At 76.3% G+C, this 10,414-nt stretch carries 11 protein-coding genes and 1 tRNA gene; 9 read left to right on the top strand and 3 right to left on the bottom strand.

Going from position 1 to position 10,414, the window contains the following annotated elements; all coding sequences use genetic code 11:
• The first annotated feature begins 5 nt into the window (after positions 1–5).
• The 6 genes from BLP29_RS13300 to BLP29_RS13275 all read left to right on the top strand — a co-directional run bounded on the left by BLP29_RS13300 (position 6) and on the right by BLP29_RS13275 (position 4,372).
• A complete protein-coding gene (locus BLP29_RS13300; protein ID WP_092805225.1) occupies positions 6–923 on the top strand; it encodes a DUF3105 domain-containing protein in 918 nt (305 codons plus the stop codon).
• Positions 924–931: 8 nt separating this feature from the next.
• The gene (locus BLP29_RS13295; protein WP_092805224.1) at positions 932–1,606 is read left to right on the top strand and encodes a DUF305 domain-containing protein; all 675 of its coding nucleotides are present in this window, start codon (positions 932–934) and stop codon (positions 1,604–1,606) included.
• A gap of 38 nt (positions 1,607–1,644) precedes the next feature.
• Positions 1,645–1,716, top strand: a tRNA-Arg gene (locus BLP29_RS13290).
• Positions 1,717–1,787: 71 nt separating this feature from the next.
• Positions 1,788–2,303, top strand: a complete 516-nt coding sequence (locus tag BLP29_RS13285; protein ID WP_092805222.1) for an SRPBCC family protein — start codon at positions 1,788–1,790, stop codon at positions 2,301–2,303.
• A complete protein-coding gene (locus BLP29_RS13280; protein ID WP_092805220.1) occupies positions 2,300–3,502 on the top strand; it encodes an MFS transporter in 1,203 nt (400 codons plus the stop codon). The genes BLP29_RS13285 and BLP29_RS13280 overlap by 4 nt, the downstream gene beginning before the upstream one ends.
• A 69-nt stretch (positions 3,503–3,571) precedes the next feature.
• Entirely contained in the window at positions 3,572–4,372 is an 801-nt protein-coding gene (locus tag BLP29_RS13275) for a 1-acyl-sn-glycerol-3-phosphate acyltransferase (RefSeq protein WP_133379161.1), read from the top strand.
• Here the strand turns inward: BLP29_RS13275 and BLP29_RS13270 are convergent.
• The 3 genes from BLP29_RS13270 to BLP29_RS13260 form a co-directional block, all read right to left on the bottom strand.
• Positions 4,344–5,984, bottom strand: coding sequence for an ABC-F family ATP-binding cassette domain-containing protein (locus BLP29_RS13270; protein WP_243469944.1), 1,641 nt, complete (start codon positions 5,982–5,984; stop codon positions 4,344–4,346). The genes BLP29_RS13275 and BLP29_RS13270 overlap by 29 nt on opposite strands.
• Before the next feature lie 94 nt (positions 5,985–6,078).
• The gene (locus tag BLP29_RS13265; protein ID WP_243469943.1) at positions 6,079–7,053 is read right to left on the bottom strand and encodes an adenylate/guanylate cyclase domain-containing protein; all 975 of its coding nucleotides are present in this window, start codon (positions 7,051–7,053) and stop codon (positions 6,079–6,081) included.
• Between the two features lie 92 nt (positions 7,054–7,145).
• Complete coding sequence (locus BLP29_RS13260; RefSeq protein ID WP_092805216.1) at positions 7,146–7,604, bottom strand: universal stress protein; 459 nt, start codon at positions 7,602–7,604, stop codon at positions 7,146–7,148.
• A gap of 196 nt (positions 7,605–7,800) precedes the next feature.
• Between BLP29_RS13260 and BLP29_RS13255 the strand changes: the two genes are divergently transcribed.
• The 3 genes from BLP29_RS13255 to BLP29_RS13245 are packed head-to-tail and all read left to right on the top strand — an operon-like array spanning position 7,801 to position 10,346.
• The gene (locus BLP29_RS13255) at positions 7,801–8,676 is read left to right on the top strand and encodes an ABC transporter ATP-binding protein (protein WP_243469942.1); all 876 of its coding nucleotides are present in this window, start codon (positions 7,801–7,803) and stop codon (positions 8,674–8,676) included.
• A complete protein-coding gene (locus BLP29_RS13250; protein ID WP_092805212.1) occupies positions 8,673–9,440 on the top strand; it encodes an ABC transporter permease in 768 nt (255 codons plus the stop codon). The genes BLP29_RS13255 and BLP29_RS13250 overlap by 4 nt, the downstream gene beginning before the upstream one ends.
• 54 nt (positions 9,441–9,494) lie before the next feature.
• Complete coding sequence (locus tag BLP29_RS13245) at positions 9,495–10,346, top strand: ankyrin repeat domain-containing protein (RefSeq protein ID WP_092805210.1); 852 nt, start codon at positions 9,495–9,497, stop codon at positions 10,344–10,346.
• Positions 10,347–10,414 lie beyond the last annotated feature (68 nt).

Here is a 10,414-nt window from a genome sequence, read left to right as displayed (position 1 = left end):
AGGTCTTGCCCGAGGACCAGAAGCCCGAGAAGAACGCGCCCGCCCGGCGCACCCCCGGCAAGGGGGCCGGCGGACGCCAGGCCACCCCGGCGGGCAAGGGCCTCGGCGGCTCCAGCGCGGCCGGGAAGGGCGCGGGCAAGGGCCCCGGCGGCAAGGGTGGCCGCACCCGCCCGCAGCAGGCGGTCGTGGCCAAGCCCAAGCCGTGGGGCCTGATCGCGGCCGCGGTGGCGGTCGTGGTGTTCGCCGGCGCCGTCATCGGCTACGCCGTCTACGCGGTGAACAAGTCGAAGGCGGACGAGATCACCGCCGCCGACCAGATCCAGGGCGTGCAGGCGTTCGACTACGCCGCGGGCCAGGAGCACGTCACGACGAACGTGAGCTACACCGAGAACCCCCCGGTGGGTGGTCCGCACGACCCGTACTGGGCCGACTGCACCGGCACCGTCTACGACATCAACATCCGGCACGAGAACGCCGTCCACTCCCTGGAGCACGGCGCGGTGTGGATCACCTACGACCCCGACGTGGTCAGCAGCGACGACGTGCAGGAGCTCGCCGACGTGGTCGAGGGCAACTCGGGCCTCATGCTCTCGCCCTACACCGGGCTGGCCACCGCCTCGGACCTGAACACCCCGATCAGCCTCTCGTCGTGGAACCACCGCCTGGGCGTCGACTCGGCCGACGACCCCCGCATCCAGCAGTACGTCGACTTCTTCACCTACGGCTCGGACGCCGACGGCACGTCGCTGTACCCCGAGGTCGGCGCCAGCTGCCAGAACCCGGACTTCGCGGCGAACCCGCTGCCCGCCGACGCGACCAGCGCGCCGATCGGCGAGAGCGACGCCCCGACCACCGACTCCGCGGCCCCGGCCACCGAGGCGACCGAGCCCTCGACCGACCCCGCCGCCACCACGACGAACTGAGGTCCACCGTGCAGCCCGACGACGCCACCCCCAGGACCGGTGCGACGGGGGCCCCGACCGGCCGGCGATGGCTGGTCGGGGGCCTGGTGGCCGTCATCGCGGCCGGGCTGGTCGTGATCGGCGGCGCGCTCGCCGTCGGGCTGGGCATCGGGCGCACCGACTCCCCCGGCGCGGGCTCGGTGGACGCCGGGTTCTCGCTGGACATGAGCCACCACCACCTGCAGGCCGTCGAGATGGCGAACCTGGCCGCGGCGCGCAGCAGCGACCCGGAGGTGCAGTCGTTGGCCTTCGACATCTCCCAGACCCAGCTCAACCAGGTCGGCCGCATGCAGGGCTGGCTGACCCTCTGGGGCCTGCCGGTGACCGGCCGCAACGACATGTCCTGGATGGGCTCGTCGATGCACGACCACTCCTCCGGCGGGCTGATGCCGGGCATGGCCACCGAGGACGAGCTCGCGCAGCTGCGGGCGGCCACCGGCGAGGACTTCGACGTGCTGTTCCTCCAGCTGATGATCCGGCACCACCAGGGCGGTCTGGAGATGGCGGAGTACGGCGCCGCGCACGCCTCCGAGGCCGTCGTGCGGGGGCTGGCCCGGTCGATCGTGGAGACCCAGACCGCCGAGACCGGGACGATGGCGACGATGCTCGCCGCCCGTGGGGGGTCCCCGCTCCCTGCCCCCTGAGCGGCTGATAGCGTCCTGAGTCGCAACCCCACACACGAGCCCCCGTAGCTCAGGGGATAGAGCACTGCCCTCCGGAGGCAGGGGCGCAGGTTCGAATCCTGCCGGGGGCACGCACGCACCGGGCCGGATCCACCAGGATCCGGCCCGTCGTGCGTCCAGCACCGGACGACGGGGGTCCCGCATGGCTCGGCAGCGCACGGTCAGCGACTCGGTGCTCGCGGCCGCCACCCCGGCCGCGGTCTACGCGGTCGTCGCCGACCCGACCCGCACGCCCGAGTGGAGCCCGGAGAACCGCGGCGCCCGCACCGGCGGCGCGGGCCCGCTGCCGGTCGGCGCGGTGTTCACCGGCGCCAACGAGCGGCGCGGGTTCCGCTGGATCACCGAGTGCGTCGTGACCGCGGCCGAACCCGGCGAGCGCTTCGCCTTCCGGGTGCGGGCCATCGGCGGCGCCCGCCGCCGGCTGCGCACCCGCATCGCCACGTGGGAGCACCGCCTGGAGCCCGCCGAGCTGCCCGGCGGCGGCTCGGGCACCCGGGTCACCCAGACCTGGACCGACGACCGCACCATGCCCGACGCCGTCGCCCGGGTGTTCGACGCCGTCGCCACCCGCGGCCCGTTCGCCGACTTCCAGCGTCGCAACCTGGCCACGAGCCTGCAGCGCCTGAAGGCCGTGGTCGAGACCCCCACCCCGGCATGACCGCACCGGTCGCGGTCCGCCCGCGGGCGTGGGTGCCGGTGGCCCTGACCATGTTCGCCATCGGCTGGGGCGCCAACCAGTTCGTGAGCCTGCTGGTCGCCTACCGGCGCGACGAGGGGCTGTCCACGGTCGACGTCTCGGCCCTGGTGGGGGTCTACGCCCTGGGCCTCATCCCGGCCCTGCTCGTGCTGGGCCCGGTGTCCGACGCCCGCGGGCGCGGCCCGGTGCTGCGGGTCGCCGCCGTGGTCTCGGTCCTCGCGACGGCGGTGCTGCTGCTGGACCACCTGTGGGCCCTCTACGCCGGCCGGTTGCTCGCCGGTCTGGCCAGCGGCGCCGCGTTCGCCGCCGGGAGCGCCTGGGTGCGGGAGCTGTCGGGGCCGGCCTGGGACCCCACCACCGTGCCCGGCACCGGGGCGAAGCGGGCCGCGACCGCGCTGTCGGCCGGCTTCGGTCTCGGCCCGCTGGTCGCCGGCCTGGTGGCGCAGTGGGCGCCGCACCCGCTCACCGTCGCCTACCTCCCGCACCTCGTGCTCGCCCTCGCGGTGCTGGTGCCGCTCTGGCGGGCGCCGGAGACGGTGCCGCGGGCCGACACCGCCGTCCCCCTCCGCAGGGCCCTGCGGGTGTCCTCGGTGCGCGAGCCCCGCTTCCGGCGGCTGGTGTCCCCGGTCGCCCCCTGGGTGTTCACCGCGGCGACCGTCTCGCTGGCCGTGCTGCCCGGCCTGCTGGTGGGCGCCGGGGGTGCCGCCGCGGAGTACGCGGTCGCGGTGAACGCCGTGGTCGCCGGCCTCACCCTGGGCACCGGCGTGCTCGTGCAACCGCTGGCCCGCCGGTTGGCTGCGCACGACACCCGGCCGGCCGCCCGGGCGGGCACGGCGGCGGTGGCCGCCGGGCTGCTCGTCGCGGTCGGGTACGCCCTGTCCCCCACCCCGTGGTTGCTGCTGCCCACCGCGCTGCTGCTGGGCGCCGGCTACGGCTGCTGCCTGGTCGCCGGGCTGCTGGAGACCCAGCGGGTGGCCGCCCCGCACGAGCTCGCCGGGCTGACCGGGGTGTTCTACGCCCTCACCTACCTGGGCTTCGCCGCCCCGCTGGTGCTGGCGGCGCTGACCGCCGTCGCGCCCTACCCGGCGCTGCTGGGGGCGCTGGCCGCGCTGGCGGTGCTCACCCTCGCCTGGACGACGCTGGACCGCCGCACAGGTTGACCGGTCCCGGTCGTGTCGTGGTGGGACGGCGGTCACCCGCCGGCCACCTGCGCGGCCCACCGTGGCGGCATGAGCACCGGCCCCTGCTCGACCCACTGCCTCGCCGACGTCTCCCCCACCGCGCCGCCGGGCCTGCGCCGCCGCCGGGCCGTGGCGCTGGCCGCCGCGCTGGCCCGCGCCTCGGCCCGCCCGCCGGCCGGTGACGGACGGCGCCACGCCGTGTGCACCTCGGCCCGGTTGCTGACCGCCGCCGGGGTGCGGGTGGCCGTGCGACCAGCGGCCGTGGCGTGGCCGACCGGGCCGGTGCTGGTCGTGGCCAACCGCGTCTCCTGGGTCGACGACCTCGCGCTGCGCACCGCCGTGCCCGCCGTCCCCAGCCAGGAGGGCGCGGTCTGGCCCGGGCTGCCCACCGTGCGCACCGACCAGGTGACCGAGGCCCTGGCCGCCGGCCGCAGCGTGCTCGTCCGACCCGAGGCCGAGCCCAGCTGCGGCACCGAGCTCGGCCGCTTCCGCCCGGCCGCGGTCGCCCCGGCCCTGGCCGCCGGCGTGCCCGTCTGCCCGGTCGTCGTGCGCGCCCGGGCCGCCGACCGGCCGACCACCGTGACGGCGCACCTGACGGGCGAGTCGTGGTGGCGGAGCGCCGCCCGCGTGCTCGGCGCCACCGAGCTGGTCCTCGAGGTGCAGGCGCTGCCGGCCATCGACCCCCGCGGCGGCACCGCCGCCGAGGTGGCCGCGCTGGCCGAGTACGCCGTGGCCCAGGTGCTCGAGGCCGACCCGCCGCGGCCGATCAGCCACCCGCGCCGGCCACGCACCCACGCCGGGACCGACAGCTCGGCCGGCGTCAGCCCTCGGACACCCGCCCCCCGCTGACCGACAAGCGGCGGGTGACCGCCACCGCGTCGAGCATGCGGCGGTCGTGGGTGACCAGCAGCAGCGTGCCGGTGTAGTCGGCCAGCGCCTGCTCGAGCTGCTCGATGGCCGGCAGGTCGAGGTGGTTGGTGGGCTCGTCGAGCACCAGCACGTTCACCCCGCGGGCCTGCAGCAGCGCCAGCGCCGCCCGGGTGCGCTCCCCCGGGCTCAAGGAGCCCGCCGGGCGCACCACGTGGTCGGCCCGCAGGCCGAACTTCGCCAGCAGGGTGCGCACCTCGGCGTCGGGGAGGTCGGGCACCTCGGCACCGAAGGCGGCCGACAGCGGCAGGTCGCCCAGGAAGCTGCGGCGGGCCTGGTCGACCTCCCCGAGGCGCACACCCGACCCCAGCGACGCCGTCCCCTCCGCGAGCTCGGCCCGGCCGAGCAGCGCGGCCAGCAGCGTCGACTTGCCCGCGCCGTTGCCGCCGGTGATGGCCAGCCGGTCGCCCCAGTCGACCTGCAGGTCCACCGGACCGAGCTGGAAACCACCGCGCCGCACCACCGCGCCGCGCAGGGTGGCCACCACCGCGCCGGCCCGTGGCGCCGCGGCGATCTCCATGCGCAGCTCCCACTCCTTGCGGGGCTCCTCGACGACGTCGAGCCGCTCGATTATCCGCTGGGTCTGCTTGGCCTTCGCGGCCTGCTTCTCCGACGAGGCCCGCTGGGCGGCCTTGATGTGCTTGTCGCCGTCCTTGCTCTTCTTGATCGAGTCGCGGACGCCCTTGGCCATCCAGTTCTTCTGCATGCGGGCGCGCGCCTCGAGCCCGGCCTTGGTGTCGGCGAACTCCTCGTACTCCTCGCGGGCGTGCCGACGGGCGACCTCGCGCTCGACCAGGTACGCCTCGTAGCCGCCGTCGTGCACCCGCACCAGCTGCTGGGCGAGGTCGAGCTCGACCACCCGGGTGACCGTGCGGGCGAGGAACTCGCGGTCGTGGCTGACCAGCACGACCCCGGTGCGCAGGCCCCGCACGAAGGACTCGAGCTGGTCGAGCCCGGCCAGGTCCAGGTCGTTGGTGGGCTCGTCGAGCAGCAGGACGTCGTAGCGGGACAGCAGCAGCGCGGCCAGCCCCACCCGGGCCGCCTGCCCGCCGCTGAGCCCGGTCATCGGTGCATCCGCGGCGACGCCGGGGGCCACCGAGGCCAGCACCTCCGCGACGCGGTCGTCCAGGTCGGCGCCGCCCAGGGCCAGCCAGCGCTCGAGGGCGTCGGCATACCCGTCGTCGGGGGTGCCGGCGGTCAGGGCCGCCAGCGCGTCGTCCATCTCCCGCTGGGCCCGGGCGACCCCGGTGCGCCGGGCCAACGCCCCCAGCACGGTCTCGCCGTCGCGGCGCTCGTGCTCCTGCGGCAGGTACCCGACCGTCGCCGAGGGCGGGGACAGGCTGATCCCGCCCTCCTCGGCCGGGAGCAGGCCGGCCAGGGTGCGCAGCAGGGTCGACTTGCCCGCCCCGTTCACCCCGACCAGCCCGACGACGTCGCCGGGGGCCACGACCAGGTCGAGGCCGGCGAACAGGACCTTGGTGCCGTGCCCGGCGGCCAGGCCTCGGGCGACCAGCGTTGCGCTCACGGTGCACATTGTCGCGCTGCGCGCTCCGACCGCGGTCAGGTGCCGTCCCGGCTCCGCTGAGCCCACCCGCCCTTCCTCGGGGAGGCCTGCGGCCCCCCGCTCGTCAGGGACCCGTGGTCTCGCCGAGGACGTCGTCCGCGTAGTCGTCGAGGAAGTCCTCGAAGGGGCCGGTGTCCTCGCCGGGGGCCGGGGCACCGGGACGTCGGCGGACCAGCCAGGGCTGCAGGTGGTCGTAGCCGCGCACCGACACCCGGCGCAGCGGGCGGACGCGGTAGGGACGCAGCCCGCGCAGGGACCGGGCGAGGTCCTGGTCGACCAGCAGGGTGCCCGGCCGGGCCAGCGAGGTCAGCCGGCTGGCCAGGTTCACCACCGGCGAGTAGACGTCGCCCAGGCGGGTCAGCACCGGCCCGAAGGCCGCCCCCACCCGCAACGGCGGCCGGTCGGACGCGGCCCACTCGTCGGGCATGCGCAGCCCGATCTCGACGGCGTCGACCGCCGAGGTGCAGGTGAAGAGCACACCGTCGCCGACGGTCTTCACCACCCGGCCGTGGTGCCGGGCGACCAGGTCGGCGGCCAGCCCCTCGAAGTCCTCGACCATGGCGCCCAGCTCGCGCCCGCCCATCCCGCGGCTGCGGGAGGTGTAGCCGACCAGGTCGGCGAACCCGACGGCCAGCTCCCGCCGGTCGACCGCCGCCCCGGGGTCGGCCGCCAGCAACCGTTCGGCGTTGGCCGACAGGTGCCGACGCCACACGTAGTCCTGCACCTCCCGCAGCAGCGGCAGCAGCAGCTCGGCCGCCCGCACGGTGTCGACGGCGTCGTCGAGGCGGTCCCGCAGCAGCGCGGCGAGCATGTCGGTCTGCCAGTCGGCCAGCCGCGACAGCGACTGCCCGATCGCCCGGGCCACCGAGGCCTCGCTGTCCTGGTCGACGAAGCCCGAGTCGATCAGCGCCCCGAGGGTCGTGAGGGCCTCGACGTCGGCGTCGGTGAAGACCTCCTCGTCGTCGCCCACGTCGGCGAAGCCCAGGGCCCGCCACAGCCGCTGCGTGCGCTCGGGGTCCACCCCGGCCCGCTGGGCCACCTCCGCCCGCGTCCAGCGCCGCGGGCCGCCCAGCAGCAGGCGGTCCAGCGCCGCACGGGCGTCGGGGACGGCGTCCAGGGTCGGGTCCTGCGTCAGTCCGTGGTGTGCACGACGAGCACGTCCACCGACGACCGTCGCGTGGCGTCGGCCGGGACCGAGCCCAGCAGCCGCCCCTTGATGCCGGCCAACCCGCGGTTGCCGACGACCAGCAGGTCGGCGGACTCGCGCCGGACGACGTCGAGCAGCGCCTCGACCGGCGAGCCCACGACGGCGACGGTGCGCACGTCCCCGGCCCCGGCGGCCGAGGCCCGCTCGTACGCCGTGCGGACGGTCTCCTCGGCCGGGGAGGAGCCCATGACCTGGTAGGCCTCGTCCTTCAGGACGTCGGCGGCCCCGCGGACCTCGCGGTCGTCGGGGTCGGTGGGCAGGTAGGCGCAGGCGATGACCAGGGTGGCCCCGCACGCCCCCGCGAGGGCGCCGGCCCGGGTCACCGCGCGCAGCGAGGACTCCGAGCCGTCGGTGCCGACCACGACGGTGCGATAGGCAGTCACAGGCGGAACGTAGCGGACCGCGGCACGGCCCGCCCGCCAGGTGTGTCCGCCGGTCACAGGTGATTCCGGTACCGGCCGGTGCGGTTGGATGGGCACCGCCGGTCGGCGGCACCACCGAGGAGGCGTCATCAGCACCGAGACAGCACCGGACCCGGGTCGGGTGGAGGTCCGTGGCCTCACCAAGACCTTCGGCTCCGTGACCGCCGTGGACTCCCTGAGCTTCACCGTCGAGCCCGGCCAGGTCACCGGGTTCCTCGGCCCCAACGGCGCCGGGAAGACCACCACCCTGCGCATGGCGCTCGGGCTCATCACCCCCGACCGCGGCACCACCACGATCGGCGGCACGCCCTACGCTGCGCTGCGGCAGCCGGCACGCCACGTGGGCGCCGTCCTGGAGACCGCGTTCCACCCCGGCCGCAGCGGCCGCGACCACCTGCGCGTCTACTGCCGGGCCGCCGGCCTGCCGGCCAGCCGCGCCGACGAGGTGCTCGCCCGCGTCGGGCTGACCCCCGCCGCCCGCCGCAAGGCCGGCAACTACTCCCTGGGCATGCGCCAGCGGCTCGGGTTGGCCACCGCCCTGCTCGGCGACCCCCGGGTGCTGGTGCTCGACGAGCCGGCCAACGGCCTGGACCCCGAGGGCATCCAGTGGCTGCGCGGGTTCCTGCGGCACCTGGCCCACGACGAGGGCCGCACCGTGCTCATCTCCTCGCACCTGCTCTCCGAGGTCGAGCAGACCGCCGACCGCGTCGTGATCGTGGGCGCGGGCAAGCTGGTCCGCGAGGGCAGCCTGGACGAGCTGCGCCGGGAATCGGCCGGCACCGTCACCGTGCGCACCCCGCAGGCCGACGCCCTGGCCGCGGCCGTGGCCGGACCCGGGGTCGCGGTCACCACCGCCGGGCCCGGCGCCCTCCAGGTGTCCGGGCTGACCACCGACGAGATCGGCCACCGGGCCTTCGTCGCCGGGGTCGAGCTGCACGAGCTCTCCGCCCGCACCTCCGGCCTCGAAGAGGTCTACTTCCGGCTCACCGCCGGCGCCGAGCAGTACGCCGCCACCTCGGGGAGCGCCTCGTGAACGCCGCTGTCGACCTCGTCCGCGCCGAGTGGACCAAGCTGCTCAGCACCAAGGTCTTCTTCTGGCTCCTGCTGGTCGCCGCCCTCATGGGTGGTGGCTTCACCGCGCTGTTCACCGCGCTGGCCGGCGCCCAGAACGGCCTCCCGCCGGTGGGCTCCCCCGAGTTCACCGAGGTGGTCGCCGGCGTCCCCGCCCAGGTCGCGGTCATCCCGCTGGTGCTGGGCATCATCGGCATGACCCAGGAGTACCGGCACCGCACCGCGACCCCCACGTTCCTCGTCACGCCCCGGCGGGGCCGGGTCGTGGTGGCCAAGCTCCTGGCCTACGCGGTCGCCGGCGTCGCCGTCGCGGCCGTGGTCGTGGCCGTCACCGTGGCGGTCGCCTCCGGCTACGGCAGCGCCCGCGGCGCGGCCCCCGACTGGACGGCCGACACCCTGGGCACCCTGGGCCGGTCCGGCCTGGCGCTGGTCGTGTTCGCCGTCATCGGCGTCGGCGTCGGCGCCCTGGTGCGCAACCAGGTCGGCGCGGTCGTCGGTTCGCTGGTGTACCTGTTCGTCGTCGAGTCGATCATCGCCAGCATCCCGGCCACCGCCGACGCCTACCGCTTCCTCCCCGGCGGGGCGCTGGCCGCGATGACCGGCACGGGCGGTGGCGGTGGGATCGATCTCCTGACCGCCTGGCAGGGCGGGCTGCTGCTCCTCGGATACGGTCTGGTCGCCGCCGTGCTGGGGACCGTCCTGGCCGTGCGCCGCGACGTGGTCTGACCCCCGGGCCGGGCCACCGCGAGACCGCGAACGACGAGCGATGAGGGTGCACCGATGACCGAGCAGACGCCGACCACGGCCACCCCCGGCCCCAGCACCGGGGAGCTGCGGGCGCTGCGGATGACCGCCCAGCGGCTGGCCGGGCTGGTCGCGGCCGGCGACACCGAGGCCGTCCGCACCGCCGTGCGCGCCCAGCCGCGCCTGCTGTCGGCCACCGTCGAGCGGGCCGGCCAGGACGGCTGGACCCCGCTGCACGTCGCGGTGGCCGAGGGCCGCGGCGACGTCGTCGACGCCCTGCTGGAGGCCGGGGCCGACCTGGAGGCCCGCACCGAGCACGACCGCACCCCGCTGCACGTCGCCCTCGACCACGCCCCCGAGCTCGTGGACCCCCTGCTGGCCCGCGGCGCCCAGCCCGACGGCGCCGCCGCGGCCTACCTCGGCGACACCGCTCGGCTGGCCGCCCGGCTGGACTCCGGGGAGTCCTCGGTCCACGACGACGCCGAGACCTCGCTGCTGCAGTTCGCCGCCCTCGGCGGTTCCGCTTCCGCGGTGCAGCTGCTGCTCGACCGCGGTGCCGACCCCGACGACGGCGCGCTGCTGGCCGCAGCGCACGCCGGGCAGCCGGAGATCGTGCAGCAGCTGCTCACCGCCGGTGCCCGCGTCGACCGGCGCGACCCCGAGACCGGGCGCACCGCCCTGCACGCCGCCGTCGAGGTCGGCCACCTCGAGTCCGTACGGGCCCTGCTCGCCGCCGGCGCCGACCGGGAGGCCACCACCTCCGACGGCGCCACCGCGCTGGACATCGCCCGGGTGGCCGCGGCCCGCGACCGGGCGGCCGGCGACGGCACCCCCACCCCGCAGGACGCACTGGTCGACCTGCTGGAGCACTCCCCTGCCGATGACTAGCGCAGGACCCGGCCGTACGTGAGCCGGAGCACGTCAGCGGGATCACCTCGTTGACGGCCCCGGCCCGT

The sequence above is a fragment of the Klenkia marina genome, assembly GCF_900101025.1.
Lineage (GTDB): Bacteria > Actinomycetota > Actinomycetes > Mycobacteriales > Geodermatophilaceae > Klenkia > Klenkia marina.
The sequence above is the reverse complement of the archived record's forward strand: the minus strand, read 5'-3'. Positions and strand labels throughout refer to the sequence as shown.

Excerpts from the sequence above, each read along its gene's own strand:
- BLP29_RS13280 (WP_092805220.1), top strand. The coding sequence starts at position 2,300 with ATGACCGCACCGGTCGCGGTCCGCCCGCGGGCGTGGGTGCCGGTGGCC.
- BLP29_RS13270 (WP_243469944.1), bottom strand. The coding sequence starts at position 5,984 with ATGTGCACCGTGAGCGCAACGCTGGTCGCCCGAGGCCTGGCCGCCGGG.
- BLP29_RS13285 (WP_092805222.1), top strand. The coding sequence starts at position 1,788 with ATGGCTCGGCAGCGCACGGTCAGCGACTCGGTGCTCGCGGCCGCCACC.
- BLP29_RS13245 (WP_092805210.1), top strand. The coding sequence starts at position 9,495 with ATGACCGAGCAGACGCCGACCACGGCCACCCCCGGCCCCAGCACCGGG.
- BLP29_RS13275 (WP_133379161.1), top strand. The coding sequence starts at position 3,572 with ATGAGCACCGGCCCCTGCTCGACCCACTGCCTCGCCGACGTCTCCCCC.